At 71.3% G+C, this 14023-nt stretch carries 17 protein-coding genes; 7 read left to right on the top strand and 10 right to left on the bottom strand.

The window, feature by feature from the left end; genetic code table 11:
* Positions 1 to 342 precede the first annotated feature (342 nt).
* A complete protein-coding gene (locus ACFY6U_RS46270) occupies positions 343 to 1317 on the bottom strand; it encodes a tetratricopeptide repeat protein (RefSeq protein WP_390048288.1) in 975 nt (324 codons plus the stop codon).
* 232 nt (positions 1318 to 1549) lie between these two features.
* Here ACFY6U_RS46270 and ACFY6U_RS46265 point away from each other — a divergent pair, with 232 nt between their 5' ends.
* Complete coding sequence (locus ACFY6U_RS46265; protein WP_390048286.1) at positions 1550 to 2182, top strand: TetR/AcrR family transcriptional regulator; 633 nt, start codon at positions 1550 to 1552, stop codon at positions 2180 to 2182.
* 216 nt (positions 2183 to 2398) lie between these two features.
* Here the strand turns inward: ACFY6U_RS46265 and ACFY6U_RS46260 are convergent, their stop codons facing one another.
* The 4 genes from ACFY6U_RS46260 to ACFY6U_RS46245 all read right to left on the bottom strand — a co-directional run bounded on the left by ACFY6U_RS46260 (position 2399) and on the right by ACFY6U_RS46245 (position 6585).
* Positions 2399 to 4099, bottom strand: coding sequence for a methylmalonyl-CoA mutase (locus ACFY6U_RS46260; protein ID WP_390048284.1), 1701 nt, complete (start codon positions 4097 to 4099; stop codon positions 2399 to 2401).
* A gap of 90 nt (positions 4100 to 4189) precedes the next feature.
* Entirely contained in the window at positions 4190 to 4534 is a 345-nt protein-coding gene (locus ACFY6U_RS46255; RefSeq protein ID WP_390048282.1) for a DUF3817 domain-containing protein, read from the bottom strand.
* Between the two features lie 277 nt (positions 4535 to 4811).
* Positions 4812 to 5321 (bottom strand): MarR family winged helix-turn-helix transcriptional regulator, encoded by a 510-nt coding sequence (locus tag ACFY6U_RS46250; RefSeq protein ID WP_390048281.1) that lies wholly within the window; start codon positions 5319 to 5321, stop codon positions 4812 to 4814.
* A 10-nt stretch (positions 5322 to 5331) separates the two neighbouring features.
* Positions 5332 to 6585: an MFS transporter gene (locus ACFY6U_RS46245; RefSeq protein ID WP_390048279.1), complete on the bottom strand. Its 1254-nt coding sequence runs from the start codon at positions 6583 to 6585 to the stop codon at positions 5332 to 5334.
* A gap of 88 nt (positions 6586 to 6673) precedes the next feature.
* Here ACFY6U_RS46245 and ACFY6U_RS46240 point away from each other — a divergent pair, with 88 nt between their 5' ends.
* Positions 6674 to 7666, top strand: coding sequence for a DUF5937 family protein (locus tag ACFY6U_RS46240; protein ID WP_390048277.1), 993 nt, complete (start codon positions 6674 to 6676; stop codon positions 7664 to 7666).
* Positions 7667 to 7884: 218 nt separating this feature from the next.
* Here the strand turns inward: ACFY6U_RS46240 and ACFY6U_RS46235 are convergent, their stop codons facing one another.
* The 5 genes from ACFY6U_RS46235 to ACFY6U_RS46215 form a co-directional block, all read right to left on the bottom strand.
* Positions 7885 to 8535, bottom strand: a complete 651-nt coding sequence (locus ACFY6U_RS46235) for a TetR/AcrR family transcriptional regulator (RefSeq protein WP_390048275.1) — start codon at positions 8533 to 8535, stop codon at positions 7885 to 7887.
* Positions 8532 to 9212 (bottom strand): DUF4166 domain-containing protein, encoded by a 681-nt coding sequence (locus tag ACFY6U_RS46230; RefSeq protein ID WP_390048273.1) that lies wholly within the window; start codon positions 9210 to 9212, stop codon positions 8532 to 8534. The genes ACFY6U_RS46235 and ACFY6U_RS46230 overlap by 4 nt, the downstream gene beginning before the upstream one ends.
* Positions 9209 to 9952, bottom strand: coding sequence for a hypothetical protein (locus ACFY6U_RS46225; protein ID WP_390048271.1), 744 nt, complete (start codon positions 9950 to 9952; stop codon positions 9209 to 9211). The genes ACFY6U_RS46230 and ACFY6U_RS46225 overlap by 4 nt, the downstream gene beginning before the upstream one ends.
* A gap of 157 nt (positions 9953 to 10109) precedes the next feature.
* Entirely contained in the window at positions 10110 to 10406 is a 297-nt protein-coding gene (locus tag ACFY6U_RS46220; RefSeq protein ID WP_390048269.1) for an MTH1187 family thiamine-binding protein, read from the bottom strand.
* Positions 10403 to 10747 (bottom strand): DUF3817 domain-containing protein, encoded by a 345-nt coding sequence (locus ACFY6U_RS46215; RefSeq protein WP_390048267.1) that lies wholly within the window; start codon positions 10745 to 10747, stop codon positions 10403 to 10405. Before ACFY6U_RS46215 ends, ACFY6U_RS46220 begins: the two co-directional genes overlap by 4 nt.
* A gap of 132 nt (positions 10748 to 10879) precedes the next feature.
* Here ACFY6U_RS46215 and ACFY6U_RS46210 point away from each other — a divergent pair, with 132 nt between their 5' ends.
* The 5 genes from ACFY6U_RS46210 (at position 10880) to ACFY6U_RS46190 (ending at position 13968) form a co-directional block, all read left to right on the top strand.
* The gene (locus ACFY6U_RS46210) at positions 10880 to 11203 is read left to right on the top strand and encodes a DUF6191 domain-containing protein (protein ID WP_390048265.1); all 324 of its coding nucleotides are present in this window, start codon (positions 10880 to 10882) and stop codon (positions 11201 to 11203) included.
* A 108-nt stretch (positions 11204 to 11311) separates the two neighbouring features.
* Complete coding sequence (locus ACFY6U_RS46205; RefSeq protein WP_390048353.1) at positions 11312 to 11944, top strand: AIM24 family protein; 633 nt, start codon at positions 11312 to 11314, stop codon at positions 11942 to 11944.
* Position 11945: 1 nt separating this feature from the next.
* Positions 11946 to 12596 carry an AIM24 family protein gene (locus ACFY6U_RS46200; protein WP_351494366.1) on the top strand — a complete coding sequence of 217 codons (651 nt, stop codon included), beginning with the start codon at positions 11946 to 11948 and terminating at the stop codon, positions 12594 to 12596.
* 47 nt (positions 12597 to 12643) lie between these two features.
* Positions 12644 to 13399, top strand: a complete 756-nt coding sequence (locus ACFY6U_RS46195; RefSeq protein WP_390048351.1) for an AIM24 family protein — start codon at positions 12644 to 12646, stop codon at positions 13397 to 13399.
* 92 nt (positions 13400 to 13491) lie between these two features.
* Entirely contained in the window at positions 13492 to 13968 is a 477-nt protein-coding gene (locus ACFY6U_RS46190; protein WP_316782318.1) for a MarR family transcriptional regulator, read from the top strand.
* The last annotated feature ends 55 nt before the right edge of the window (positions 13969 to 14023 follow it).

Raw genomic sequence — 14023 nt, 5'->3', positions numbered from 1 at the left:
GCTGTCGGGGTACGGGAATGGACCGAGCGTCGCCGATCGTGGTGCATTCTCGCCGCCCGCACAAGGGGCTTCGTTACTCGGTAGTAACGGGCGGATAACCGAAGGACGACCCACCGGTCCCGGAGCGCGACTCTGGGTGGCATTCAGAGGCAGAGCAAAACAGTTGATCAGTGGACGAAAACAGACAGACCAACAGCCCTGATTTACTCCGAGTAACAGCGGCCGCGATTACCAAGATTTGGTAAAGAGCGGCCGCCGTGGCCCCGTCTCGGCAAATCTTTCACTCGGGCATCACAGGACGTGACGTTTAGCGACTGGTCAGGCCCGTGTTCAGATCGTTGCCTAGAACAGCGCGCGCGCCAGCGCCCTGCGTGCTCCCACGACCCGCGGGTCGTCGGTGCCCACGACCTCGAAGAGCTCAAGAAGCCGCCGCCGCACGGCATCCCGGTCGTCCCCGGCGGTCCGCTGGACGGTCTCGATCAGCCGCCCGAAGGCGTCCTCGACATGCCCGCCCACCAGGTCCAGGTCGGCGGCCGCGATCTGCGCCCCGGCGTCGGCCGGCTTCTCGGCCGCGTCCCTGCGCACCTGCTGGGGGTCCATCCCCTGCACCCGCTGGAGCAACTCGGCCTGTGCGAGCCCCAGCTTGGCCTCGCTGTTGGCCGGGTCGTCGCTCAGCACGTTCTTGTACGCCTGGACCGCACCGCCGAAGTCGCCCGCGTCCAGCGCCTGGACGGCGGCCTCCAGGAGCGCGTCGTAAGGCCCCGCGGGCGCCGCCGCGGGGCCGGCCTGGACCCCCGGCTCCGCGTCGGGGTCGACGACGAGGCCGGTCAGGCCGAACCGCTGCTCGGCGACCTGGACCAGCTGATCCAGCGTCCCGCGGATCTGCTCCTCGCCGGCCGCACCCTGGAAGAGGGGCAGCGCCTGCCCGGCGACGACGGCGAACACCGCCGGGATCCCCTGGACCCCGAACTGCTGCATCAGCATCTGGTTGGCGTCGACGTCGATCTTCGCCAGCAGGAAGCGGCCGTTGTACTCGACGGCGAGGCGCTCGAGGACCGGGCTCAGCTGCTTGCAGGGCTGACACCACTCGGCCCAGAAGTCGATGACGACGGGGACTTCGGCGGACCGCTGGAGGACTTCGCGCTCGAAGCCGGCTTCGTCGACGTCGATGACCAGATCGGCCGGGGACACGGCACCGGCACCACCCTGCCGGGCCGCTTCGGCGCGCGCCTGCTCGGCCTTGGTCTTGGCCTCTTGGGCCGCCTTGACCGCGGCGAGGTCGACGACGCCGCTCATGGACATGTTCCGTGGCTGCATGCGTCTATCCTCCCCCGTTCCCGCGCGTGTGTGAAAAGCGTTGTGAAAGCCGGGCCGAACCTGTGTTCATCGACGGCGCCGGGTCCCCACCCCACGCCATGGTCGTCGCCCGTGCGGTCACCCACGAGCTTTCGCTACGACCCGTAGCGTAATGCCATCCGGGACCCGCGCGACACCACTTTCCGGTGATCTCCCTCACGGCATCACATGAACCGCCGGTTATGGTCGTGGGATGCAGAGCCGCACCCCCGCCGGACGTACCGGCCGCCCGCGCAGCGCCGCCGCGGACGCGGCGATCCTGGCGGCGACGCGGCAGGCGCTGGTCGAACTGGGCTGGTCCAAGCTCACCCTGGGAGACGTGGCCACGCGGGCCGGGGTTGCAAAGACGACCCTCTACCGCCGCTGGGCCGGCAAGAACGAACTCGTCGTCGACGCGGTGGCGGAACTGTTCGACGAACTCGAACTCCCCGACCGCGGCAGCCTGGCGAACGACATCGAGGGCGTCGTGCTGCAGTTCGCGGCGATCCTGGACCGCCCGGAGGCCCGGAGCGGCCTGATGGCGGCGGTCGCCGAGTCGACCCGCGACGACGCGCTGCGGGAACGTATCCGCACGTCCATCGTGGACCGCCAGAAGCGGCTGGTCCTGGAGGGCCGGGCCCGGGCGCAGTGCCGGGGCGAACTCCCCACCGAGCCGGACCCGGAGGAGGCCGCCCGCACGGTGGACCTGATCTTCGACATGGTGGCGGGTGCGGTGGTCCACCGCACCCTGATGAGCGGCAAGCCGGCGGACGAGGAGTGGGTCCGCGACTTCACCCGAGTCCTGCTGCTCGGTCTCGCCGCCCCACCGGCGACCGAGCAGCCCTGAGCAGCCCCACCCCGCCCCACCGCCCCGACCGGCCCGACCGCCGCCCGGCCCACCTGGCCGGCCGGAGCGGCCACTCCTCGTCCGACCGAGCCCACCCAGGCAGCCACACCTCACCCCACCGAGCCCACCCGGGCGGCCACTTCTCGGCCGACCGAGTCGGGTGGTGGGTGGGCATGGGTTTCGGGGGTCCAGGGGGCGGAGCCCCCTGGTACGGGACTAGAACCCCGCCGGCTCCGTGTACACCCCCCACTCGTCCCGCAGCACCCCGCAGATCTCACCCAGGGTCGCCTCGGCCCGTACGGCCTCCAGCATCGGCTCGATCATGTTGGCGCCGGACCGCGCGGCGCCCAGCATCGCGTCCAGGGCGGCGCGCACCGCGCCCTCGTCCCGCGCGGCCCGCCGGGCGCCGAGCACCCGCACCTGCTCCCGCTCCACCTCGTGCGAGACCCGCAGGATCTCCAGGTCCCCGGTGACGGACCCGGTGTGGACGTTGACGCCCACGACCCGCTTGTCGCCCTTCTCCAGCGCCTGCTGGTACTGGAAGGCGGACTCGGCGATCTCGCCGGTGAACCAGCCGTCCTCGATCCCGCGCAGGATGCCCGAGGTGACCGGCCCGATCGGGTGCCGCCCGTCCGGATGGGCGCGCAGCCCCCGCTCCTTGATCTGGTCGAAGATCTTCTCGGCGTCGGCCTCGATCCGGTCGGTCAGCTGCTCGACGTACCAGGAACCGCCCAGCGGGTCGGCCACGTTGGCGACACCGGTCTCCTCCATGAGCACCTGCTGCGTGCGCAGCGCGATCTCGGCGGCCTGCTCGCTCGGCAGGGCGAGGGTCTCGTCGAGGGCGTTGGTGTGCAGCGAGTTGGTCCCGCCGAGCACCGCCGCCAGCGCCTCCACCGCCGTACGCACCACGTTGTTGTACGGCTGCTGGGCGGTCAGCGAGACACCGGCGGTCTGGGTGTGGAAGCGCAGCCACTGCGCCTTGTCGGACCGGGAGCCGTACACGTCCCGCATCCACCGCGCCCAGATCCGGCGCGCGGCCCGGAACTTGGCGATCTCCTCGAAGAAGTCGACGTGCGCGTCGAAGAAGAAGGAGAGGCCGGGCGCGAAGACGTCCACGTCGAGGCCTCGGGAGAGCCCCAGCTCGACGTAGCCGAAGCCGTCCGCGAGCGTGTAGGCCAGCTCCTGCGCGGCCGTCGCGCCCGCCTCGCGGATGTGGTAGCCGGAGACGGAGAGCGGCTTGTACGCGGGGATGCCGGCGGCGCAGTACTCCATCAGGTCGCCGATGAGCCGCAGATGGGGTTCGGGCTGGAACAGCCACTCCTTCTGGGCGATGTACTCCTTGAAGATGTCGGTCTGGAGCGTGCCGTTGAGGACCGACGGGTCGACGCCCTGCCGTTCGGCGGCGACGAGGTACATGCAGAAGACGGGCACGGCAGGCCCGCTGATGGTCATGGACGTCGTGACGTCGCCCAGCGGGATGTCCTTGAACAGGACCTCCATGTCGGCGGCGGAGTCGATGGCGACCCCGCAGTGCCCGACCTCGCCGAGCGAGCGCCCGTCGTCCGAGTCCCGCCCCATGAGGGTCGGCATGTCGAAGGCCACGGAGAGGCCGCCGCCGCCGTTGGCGAGGATCATCTTGTAGCGCTCGTTGGTCTGCTCGGCGTTGCCGAACCCGGCGAACTGGCGGATGGTCCAGGTCCGCCCGCGGTAGCCGGTCGGATACAACCCGCGCGTGAAGGGGTACTCCCCCGGCCAGCCGATCCGCTCGAATCCCTCGTAAGTGTCCCCCGGCCGGGGCCCGTACACCGGCTCCACGGGGTCCCCGGAGAGCGTGGTGAAGTCGGCGTCCCGCTTGCGGGCCGCGTCGTAACGGGCCTGCCAGCGTCGGCGGCCCTCCTCGATGGCGTCAGCGTCCATACCTTCGAATTTACTAGGACGTCCTAGTAAATGTCGATGGGAAACCGCCGCACGGGTGTCCGTACGGCGGTGAGTCCCGGGGACTGCGGCCTAGGCCCGGACCTTCGCGGCCACCGGAGAACCCTCGGCGACCTGGGCGTCCAGCTCGCGGGTGACCTTGCGCTCCACGAAGAACGCGGCGGTCGGAATGGTGCCCGCCAGCAGCACCCACAGCTGCTTGCCGACCGGCCACTTCGCCTTGGAGCCCAGGTCGAAGGCGAAGACCAGGTAGACGACGTAGAGCCAGCCGTGCGCGATGGCGACGACGCGCGTGACGTCGGCCGCACCGTCGATGTCCAGCCCGTACTTGGCGATCATGCTCAGGCACAGCAGCACCAGCAGCACACCGGTGACATAGGCCAGGACGCGGTAGCGGGTCAGCACGCTCTTTTTCATGGGGACGAGCGTAACCACCCGTTCCGGGAGATCTTGCCCCGGGTCACCGCTCGGCAGGCAGCAGGTTCACCTGGTGTCCGGCACGAAGGTCGCGGCGTTCGCGCCGGGGAGGAACCGCATCCCGCCCGTGGACGCGGAGCGCCACCGCGCCCGCCCGCCCGCCCGGCCGAGCCGAGCGAAGGCGAACGCATGTGCCCCGATGGCGCAAGACCTCCTGGAGCGCTGCTCCAGAAGGCGGCCTGAGCCAGTACTCCCCTCCCTCCAGGAAGGGGAGGATTCAATCCTCGTCGAAGTCGTTCGCGTGGACCCGCAGCGGCCGCAGCATGGCGAAGATCTCCCCGCACTCCTCGGCGTCGTACACGCCGAGCCCGAAGTCCATCGCCATCAGGTCGCGGGTGGCCGCCTCGACGACCTCGCGGCCCTTCTCGGTGATCGTGGCGAGCGTGCCGCGCCCGTCGTTGGGGTTCGGCCGCTTGTCGACCAGACCGGACTTCACCAGCCGGTCGACGGTGTTCGTCACCGAGGTCGGGTGCACCATCAGCCGCTCGCCGATCTTCGACATCGGCAGTTCGCCGGCCTTCGAGAAGGTGAGCAGCACCAGCGCCTCGTAGCGCGCGAACGTCAGCCCGTACGGCTTGACCACTGCGTCGACCTCGGCCAGCAGGATCTGCTGGGCCCGCATGATCGACGTGATCGCGGCCATCGACGGGACGTTTCCCCAGCGCTGCTTCCAGAGGTCGTCGGCACGGGCGATGGGGTCGAAGGGGAGACTGAGAGGCTTGGGCACGTCACCGACCCTACCGGCCGGTCATATAGGGGTCAGCCGTGTCTCGGCTTTCGGTCACCTCTGCCGGGGCGGGCCGGGACGACCGCCGGGCCACCGCCGCCAGGGCGCAGCAGCAGACCGCCCCCACCACCCCCGCACCCGCCACGGTCGCCCGCACACCCACGGCCTCCGCCGCCAGTCCCGCCAGCGCCATGCCGACGCCCTGCACCGTCATCAGCCCGGCACTGAGCACGGTCATGGCCCGGCCGCGCAGCTCCTCGGGCACGGCCCGCACGAACCACTGGTCCAGGCCCAGCGTGTACGCCGACCCGGCCCCGGCCGTCAGCAGGAGCAGCAGCGAGAGGGCGAGGGACGGGTGCAGGGCGTACCCCAGGTACGGCAGCAGGGTGAGGCAGACCAGCGGGAGGGCGATCCGCTCCCGGGCGGCCGGGCCGAGCCGGGCGCCCGCGTACAGCTCCCCGGCGACCGTGCCGACCGGCAGCGCGCACATCAGCAGCCCGAGCCCGGGGGATCCGGTGCCGAGCGCGTCGGCGTAGGGGGCGGCGAGCGCCTCGGGGACGACGGCGAACATCGCCGGGACCCAGAAGAGGAGGAGCAGGAGACGGATGCGGCGGTCGGCGAACGGCTGCCGGGTGCCGCCGCCCTCCCGGGCCCGCGCGCGGGCGGGGCGGCGCCGGGTGCCGAGGCGCAGCAGCGCGGCCGAGGCGAGGAAGGTGCCGACGGTGATCAGCAGGGCGTGCCGCGGGGCGAGGACGGCGAGGAGCAGTCCGCCGAGGCCGTAGCCGACCAGCAGGGCGCTCTGTGCGACGATCCGCAGCAGGGAGCGGCCGAGCACGAACAGGTCGCCGCCGCCGAGGACGTCGGAGAGGGTCGCCATCCGGGTGCCGGCGAACACCGGCGAGACGACGGCGAGCGCGCAGCGCAGCCCGAGCAGCACCCCGATCCCGGTTCCCGGGACCGTCATCACGGCCACGCAGCCCGCGCACACCAGGTCGCACACCACCAGCACCCGGCGGGCCGGGAACCGGTCGGCGACCGGGGCCAGGAGGGTGCCGCCGACCAGGTAGGGCAGGAAGCCCAGCGCGAAGGTCAGGGCGCTGAGCAGGGGCGATCCCGTGAGGTCGTACACCAGCACGGACAGCGCGATCTCGCTGACGATCACGCCGAGCATGGACAGGACGTGGGCGGCGAAGACGGCACGGAACTCGGGCACGGCGAGGACCCGGCCGTAGCCGGCGGGTCGCTCAAGGGCGGGCGCGGACATGGACGGCAGCGTGCCCGTGCTCCGGCCCACCGCTTAGAGTTTCGGCACCAGCCGAATCTTCGCCTTCACCCCCCGGAACGGTCCCGCCATGCCCTCCCACCTCCACTTCGACGAGGACGACTTCCTCCGGTGCCGGTTCGCCGTGTCGCCGCTGTGGGAGACGCAGGAGGCGGTGCGCACGCTGCGGCGGCCGGACCGGCACGGCTATCACGCGCCCTGGCTGCGGCGGATCCGGGCGGTGGCGGCCGGTCTCGACCTGAGGCCGCTTTGGCTGCTGATGCCCCGGCGCGGCCACTCGCCGGACTGGCTGGTCGCGCCGCCGACCGGTCCGGCGGTCTCCGTCGAGGAGGAACTGGCGGCCCTGCGGGCGGTGGACCCGGAGACGGCCCGGGCGGACACCGCGCGCTCGCTCGCGGACACGCCGGGCGCTCTGGGGTCGGCGACCGGCCGGGCGTGGCTGGCCGACCCGCCGCGCATGGTCCGGGAGCTGACGGACGCGCTGGAGGAGGCCTGGCGCGTGCTGGTGGCCCCGGACTGGCCCCGGCTGCGCGCCCTGCTGGAGGCGGACATCGCCTTCCACTCGCGGCGGCTCGCGGAGGTCGGTCTGGGCGGGCTGCTGCCGGAGATCCACCACCGGTTCGGCTGGCGGCCCGGCACGCTGACCGTGGCCTCGCCCGGCGGCGCGTACGAGCGGCGCCTGGGCGGGCAGGGCCTGGTGCTGATGCCGAGCGTCTTCACCTGGCCGGACGTGATCAGCACCTTCGAGCCGCCGGCCCGGCCCACGCTGGTCTACCCGGCCCGGGGCATCGGCGGCCTGTGGACCGACCCGGCCGAGACCACGCCCGACACCCTGGTACGGCTGCTGGGCCGGGGCCGCGCCACGGTCCTGGCCGCCCTCGCCGAACCGGCCACCACCACCGCCCTCGCCCACCGGCTGCGTCTCGCCCCCTCCTCGGTCTCCGCACACCTGGCGGCACTGCGCGACGCGGGCCTGCTGACCTCGCGCCGCTACGGCCACCAGGTGCTGTACGAGCGGACTCCGCTGGGCATCGCACTGGCGTCGGGGGCACCGGGCGGCTGACCCGTGCCGCTCCCGCGCATGCGGTCGCGGCGGCCGCCGAGCGGCCCGACGAAGTCCGCTGCGGTTCGGCAGCGCCCCCGAAGGGGCGCTGGGGGCACCCCCGGCCGAAGGCTGGCGGAGGAACTGCGCGACCGGCCACGACGGCGCCGCAGACGGCAGACGGCAGACGGCAGACGGCAGACGGCACATCGCACATCGCCGGAGTTCCAGTGGAGCGCCTACTTGCGGCCGACCCGGCGCAGGTGGTGGCGGACCGCGCGCTGGGCCACCGGGCCGAGGTCCTCCAACGCGGCCACCAGTGCGCCGAGTTGTTCGAGGGCGTCCAGGGCCGCGTGGGCGCCGGCCGCGTCGACGCCCTCGTACAGCTCGATGCCGACGAAGGACGCGGCGACCGCGCGGGCGAGCCCGGCCGGGTCGGCGAACTCCCCGTACGGGGTCGCCGCGAGGACGCGGACGAGCACCTCCTCTATCTCGGCGATCCACAGGTCGAGCCCGGCCGCCGTGGCGGGGCCGAGCGCCTCGTGGGTCTGGGCGCCGGCCAGCAGCTGGCCGAGCAGGGCGACATGGCCGCCCGCGCGCGCCTCCTCGTGGATCTGCCGCCCTACGGTGAGGAGTTCGGAGAGCGAGCCGACCGCGGCGAGGCGGGGACGGAAGCGGGCGACGGCCTGCTCGGCTCCGTACCGGCAGGCGGCGGAGAGGAGTTCGTCCACGGATCCGAAGTGGTAGAAGACCAGCGCCTGGTTGACCCCGGCCGCCGCCGCCACGGTGCGGGCCGAGGTCTTGGCGATCCCCTGCTCGGTGAGGGTCCGCAGCGCGCCCTCCAGCAGCTTGTTCTTGGTCTCCAGGGACTTGGCGGTCTCCGGGCTCACGCGCGCGACTCCTCACGGACCGGCCGCAGCCCCGGCCGTACCCCGCCGCGGCGGACATCGGTGTACGACGCCTCGAAGGAACCCTGGTAGCCGAAGAGCGGCCCGAAGTACCGGTTCACGACCCGCACCCGGACCCGGAAGCGGCCGGCGCGGTCGTCGAAGGACTCGCGCACCTCCGCGGTGGCGCCGACGAGTTCGGGGACGCGGACGTCCACCGGGCCCTCCCGGAACCGGTGTTCGCCGGAGCGGATCAGCAGGGAGCCGTCGGCCTCGGCGCTGAGGTGCAGCTCGCTGGCGAGGTGCTGGTGGGTGCCGAGGTAGTCGAGGATGCGGTCGCCCTTGGGGCTGAGCACCATCTGGGCGTCGAAGCGGCGGGAGCGGCCGGGCAGGTCGAAGGTGCGCACGAAAGTCACCGTCTCACGGCCGTAGGTGTCCGCGTAGGGCACATTCTCGATCTTGAAGGGCACGTTCCGGGCGGCCTCCGGGACCAGGATGTTGCGGGTGGCGCCCAGCGCCAGGAACGGCTTCACGAACGCCGGCCCGTGCCAGACGTGCTCCATCACGCCCCGGCCGGTGCAGGCCTCACCGCTCGCCAGGCCGACCGAGAAGCGCCGTTGGAGCTGCGGGTGCAGCCGGTCGAAGTCCGGACCCATGACCGTGCGGAACATCGAGGTCACGACTGCTTCTCCAGGGTGTGCAGGACGCGGGGGGCGGTGGCCTTGGCCGGCGGGGTGCGCAGGCAGCGGCGGGCGGCGGGGGTGGTCGCGAGCGGGGCCGCGAAGAGGGCCAGCGAGAGGGCGACCACGAGGAGGAGCGGCACCAGGAAGGCGACGGTGGGCGAGAGCGCGCCGAGGAACGGGCCCCGGCCCAGGCCGGCGGCGCAGCCGGCGATCGTCAGCGCGCGGACCGCCAGCTCGGCCAGCCAGTTCCGCCGGGCCCGTTCCGGGGTGATCCCGTGCTCCAGCCACAGCCGCAGCCGGTCGAAGGACCAGGCGGTCGCCCAGCCCATGAGCGGGCGGAGGACCAGCCGGTCGGCGAGCGCGCCGAAGGCGCCCCAGCGGGGCCGGTAGTCGTACCCGGTGAGGAAGCGGACGCCGTCGCCGACCGGGATGTACCGCCAGTAGCCGCTGCCCTCGGCGAGCAGCGAGAGCGGGTGCGGGGAGCCGAAGCGCAGGGCCGAGGTGCGGGTGCCGTCGGGGCGCTCCTTCTCCCCCGCCGAGACGCCGGTGCCGGCGATGGTCAGGAACGGCAGCACGCGCGTGGCGTAGCGGAAGCGCTGCGGCTCGTCCGCCGTGCGCGGGAGGTAATCGATCTCGGTGAACCTCAGGTCCCAGCGCTGGTGCCGGGCCGGGTCCTGGGTCCGGGCCCACAGTTCGTCGAGGTCGGCGCGGATGTGCGCCTCTATGTAGAGCCCCATCGGTGTTGTACCCCCGTCACCTGGTCTTCGGAGGTCCTTTTGAGCGACCGCTCAAACCCTCCGGTGATGACGGTACCGAGTTTTGAGCGTTCGCTCAATCACCGGACGGAAGAAAACCCCGGCCGCAAGCGGCCGGGGTCTCCTTGTGCGCTGTCGGCTACTGGGCGAGGTGTCGCTCGACCGTCGCCACCTTGCTGGTGAGTCCGTCGGTGACACCCGGCCGGATGTCCGCCTTGAGGACCAGGGAGACGCGCGGGGCGCGCCTCTCCACGACGGCGACGGCCCGCTTGACGACGTCCATGACCTCGTCCCACGACTCGCCCTCGATCGAGGTGAACATGGCGTCGGTGCGGTGGGGCAGCCCGGACTCGCGGACCACCCGGACGGCGTCGGCGACGTACTCCCCGACGTCCTCGCCGACGCCCAGCGGCGTCACGGAGAAGGCGACGATCATGCGTTCACGACCCCTTCCTTGCGGGCGCGGGCGGCGATGACCTCGTCCTCGGCGGCGCGCTTGAGCCTGCGCTCGGCGAAGAAGCCGCCGGTCGGCAGGACGGAGAGGACGAAGTAGAAGAGGCCGGTCCTCAGGGACCACTTGGTGCGGTTCCAGGCGTCGGCCCAGAAGATCACGTAGAGGATGAACAGGACACCGTGGATCGCGCCCATCACGGGCACCGCGTTGAAGTCCGTGGTCCGCTTGAGCACCGAGCAGACGAGGAGGATCAGGAAGGAAACGGCCTCCGGGGCGGAGACCAGGCGCAGGCGGCGGATGGCGGTGGCGGTCTTGATGTCCACGAGTCACCTTCGGTGGGAGAGACGTCCACTCTTTGTGAACGCGAGCACAAACGTTCAGCCATTGTGGCAAAGGGACGGCGCGGACCCGGCGCGGGGGTGGCAGGCTGGCCGCGCGACGAAAGGGGCGCGGGTATGGGGTTCGTGTTCTTCCTGACCCTGCCGGGGCTGGTGGTGCTGCTCACGGTGCTGGCCTTCGTGGACCAGCTGCTGCTGCGGGCCGGGCGGGCGGGGGCGCTGCCGTGGCGGAACGCCGGCCGGCAGGGCCAGATCTCCGCGACCGGCTTCGAGCAGCTGCACGCGGCTCTCTCCCCCGGCAAGCAGAACGAGCTCAAGGAGCGGCAGAGCGCGCTGGTGCTGCGCGACGACGAGGAGGACGGCGCGCCGCCGAGGTCCACGGTCGACCTGACGGCCGGTACGGCGGTGATACGCCTCCCCGGGGAGCGGCGGCACCCGTGACGGCCGCACACCGCTTCCGGCCGCACCCCTAGGGGACGGATCCGGGATGATGTCCACCCACGGGACCTGTCGTCGCCGTCTGCCTGCGGCTACCTTCACAGCGTGGCGATGTTCCGACTCCAGGGCAGCAAGGTGCTCGCCGTCGAGATGACCGGGGACGCCGTGAAGGCGAAGAACGGCTCGATGGTCGCGTACGACGGGCAGATGGCGTTCAAGAAGCTGAGCGGCGGCGGCGAGGGGCTGCGCGGGATGGTGACCCGGCGGCTCACCGGCGAGCAGATGACGGTGATGGAGGTGAAGGGGCACGGGACGTGCTGGTTCGCGGACCGGGCGTCCGAGATCAACCTGGTCGGCCTCCAGGGCGACAAGCTGTACGTCGAGTCCAGCAACCTGCTCGCGACCGACGCCGGCCTGCGCACCGGCACGACGTTCACCGGCCTGCGCGGCGCCTCCCAGGGCAACGGCCTGTTCACCACCACGGTCGAGGGCCACGGCCAGGCGGCGATCATGTCGGACGGCCCGGCGGTGGTGCTCAGAGTCAGCCCGCAGTACCCGCTGACCGTCGACCCGGGCGCCTACATCGCCCACCAGGGCCGCCTCCGCCAGTCCTTCCAGTCCGGTGTGACCTTCCGCACGTTCTTCGGAGAGGGCGGCGGGGAGGCCTTCCAGATCCGGTTCGAGGGGGACGGCCTGGTGTACGTACAGCCGAGCGAGCGCAACACGATCGCGGGGGACGTCTGAGATGGCCCTGCGCGAGGTGAACTCCAAGATGGTCGAGGCGACCGTCGTACCCGGGCAGCGGCTGTTCAGCCAGCGCGGTGCGATGCTCGCCTACAAGGGCGAGGTGTCCTTCACGCCCAACATCCAGGGCGGCCAGGGCGGGCTGATGTCGATGCTCGGCCGCCGGGTCGCCGGTGAGGCGACCCCCCTCATGACCGTCGAGGGCAGCGGCACGGTCTTCTTCGGGCACGGCGGCCACCACGTCCACGTCATCACCCTCACCGGTGACACCCTCTACGTCGAGGCGGACCGGCTGCTCGCCTTCGAGGGCACGCTGCAGCAGGGGACGATGTTCATGGGCTCCCAGGGCGGCGTGATGGGCATGGTGCGCGGCCAGGTCACCGGCCAGGGCCTGTTCACCACCACCCTCAAGGGCCACGGCGCGGTCGCCGTGATGGCCCACGGCGGAGTCTTCGAGATCCCGGTCACCCCGCAGCGCCCGGTCCACGTCGACCCGCAGGCCTACGTCGCCCACCACGGCGACGTACGCAACAAGCTGTCGTCCGCGCTCGGCTGGCGGGAGATGGTGGGCCGCGGCTCCGGCGAGGCGTTCCAGCTGGAGCTCAGCGGCAACGGCATGGTGTACGTGCAGGCGTCGGAGGAGAAGCTGTGAGCTCATACGGAGCAGCCGGGCCGGCCGGACCTGTCGTGTACGACCCGATGACCCTTCCCGTCGACGACAACGTCAACAAGTACACCTTCTGCGTGGAGCTCAAGAGCGGCCAGTGGTTCCTGCAGAAGGGGAAGATGATCGCCTACTACGGCTCGATCGACTTCAACGGCATCGGGCACGGCCGTTTGGACCGGCTTGTCCGTACGTCGTTCCATTCGCCTCTGCACGCGAGCGACTGGGTGGTGGCGGAGGGCTCGGGCAAGATGCTCCTCGCCGACCGGGCGTTCGACGTGAACTCGTACGACCTGGACGACGGCAACCTGACCATTCGCTCCGGCAACCTGCTCGCTTTTCAGCCAAGTCTCGCGCTGAAGCAATCAATCGTTCCCGGTTTTCTGACCCTTATCGGAACCGGAAAGTTTGTGGCCGCGTCCAACGGTCCGGTGGTGTTCATGGAACCCCCCATCCGGGTGGATCCGCAGGCACTGGTGGGATGGGCCGACTGCCCCTCCCCGTGCCATCACTACGACCATGGGTACATGACCGGCGTAATGGGCGGTCTACGTGCACTGACGGGCCTCGGCGGGGCCTCCGGAGAGGAGCACCAGTTCGAGTTCGTAGGGGCCGGCACGGTCCTGCTCCAGTCCACCGAGACCCTGATGGCCGAGCAGTCCACGGGAGCGGTTCCGCACGAGCCCGGAGTGCCCGGCGGAGGCGCCCCCTCCACAGGTCATTCACAACAACCGGGCGCACCGCGCCTTCCCGGACAGCTGGGGGACCTCCAGCGTCGCTTCGGGCTGTGAGCGGTAGTCTGCGGAGTGTGACATCGAACGCGTGCGCACAGTCACACCGCCCTCACTAGTTCGCCTTTCAACATTTTAGGTAGACTTCATTCATGGAGACCGAGACGGCCACGCGCTGGCTGACCGATGCGGAGCAGTGCGCCTGGCGCACCCACCTGGAGGTCAACAGGCTGTTGACGTACCAGCTCGAAAAGGATCTGCAGCCGTTCGGCCTGACAATGAACGACTACGAGATCCTGGTGAACCTGTCCGAGTCGGAGGACTACCGGATGCGGATGAGCGACCTCGCCTCCGCCACCCTCCAGTCCAAGAGCCGGCTGTCCCACCAGATCACCCGTATGGAGAACGCGAACCTGGTCCGCCGCGAGAACTGCGAGTCCGACCGCCGCGGGCTGTTCGCCGTCCTCACCGAGCACGGCATGGAGACGATGAAGAAGGTGGCGCCACATCATGTCGCCTCCGTGCGACGGCACTTCATCGACCTGCTGTCGCCGGAGGCACTCATGGAGCTGGACAAGGGCCTGAAGCCGATCGCCGAGCACCTGCGGGGGCAGCGCGGGCGCCCGTGACGACAGACAGCACCTGAAAGCGGCGGACGGGGGTTCAGGTCCCGTCCGCCGCTCG

This window comes from Streptomyces sp. NPDC013157, from assembly GCF_042899865.1.
Lineage (GTDB): Bacteria > Actinomycetota > Actinomycetes > Streptomycetales > Streptomycetaceae > Streptomyces.
This window is presented reverse-complemented; position numbering and strand designations above follow the sequence as displayed.

Bases quoted from the DNA above. Each gene is read 5' to 3' on its own strand.
- ACFY6U_RS46195 (WP_390048351.1), top strand. From the start codon at position 12,644: ATGACCCTTCCCGTCGACGACAACGTCAACAAGTACACCTTCTGCGTG.
- ACFY6U_RS46205 (WP_390048353.1), top strand. From the start codon at position 11,312: ATGTTCCGACTCCAGGGCAGCAAGGTGCTCGCCGTCGAGATGACCGGG.
- ACFY6U_RS46210 (WP_390048265.1), top strand. From the start codon at position 10,880: ATGGGGTTCGTGTTCTTCCTGACCCTGCCGGGGCTGGTGGTGCTGCTC.
- ACFY6U_RS46220 (WP_390048269.1), bottom strand. From the start codon at position 10,406: ATGATCGTCGCCTTCTCCGTGACGCCGCTGGGCGTCGGCGAGGACGTC.
- ACFY6U_RS46240 (WP_390048277.1), top strand. From the start codon at position 6,674: ATGCCCTCCCACCTCCACTTCGACGAGGACGACTTCCTCCGGTGCCGG.
- ACFY6U_RS46260 (WP_390048284.1), bottom strand. From the start codon at position 4,099: ATGGACGCTGACGCCATCGAGGAGGGCCGCCGACGCTGGCAGGCCCGT.
- ACFY6U_RS46225 (WP_390048271.1), bottom strand. From the start codon at position 9,952: ATGGGGCTCTACATAGAGGCGCACATCCGCGCCGACCTCGACGAACTG.
- ACFY6U_RS46255 (WP_390048282.1), bottom strand. From the start codon at position 4,534: ATGAAAAAGAGCGTGCTGACCCGCTACCGCGTCCTGGCCTATGTCACC.
- ACFY6U_RS46270 (WP_390048288.1), bottom strand. From the start codon at position 1,317: ATGCAGCCACGGAACATGTCCATGAGCGGCGTCGTCGACCTCGCCGCG.
- ACFY6U_RS46200 (WP_351494366.1), top strand. From the start codon at position 11,946: ATGGCCCTGCGCGAGGTGAACTCCAAGATGGTCGAGGCGACCGTCGTA.
- ACFY6U_RS46265 (WP_390048286.1), top strand. From the start codon at position 1,550: ATGCAGAGCCGCACCCCCGCCGGACGTACCGGCCGCCCGCGCAGCGCC.
- ACFY6U_RS46245 (WP_390048279.1), bottom strand. From the start codon at position 6,585: ATGTCCGCGCCCGCCCTTGAGCGACCCGCCGGCTACGGCCGGGTCCTC.
- ACFY6U_RS46190 (WP_316782318.1), top strand. From the start codon at position 13,492: ATGGAGACCGAGACGGCCACGCGCTGGCTGACCGATGCGGAGCAGTGC.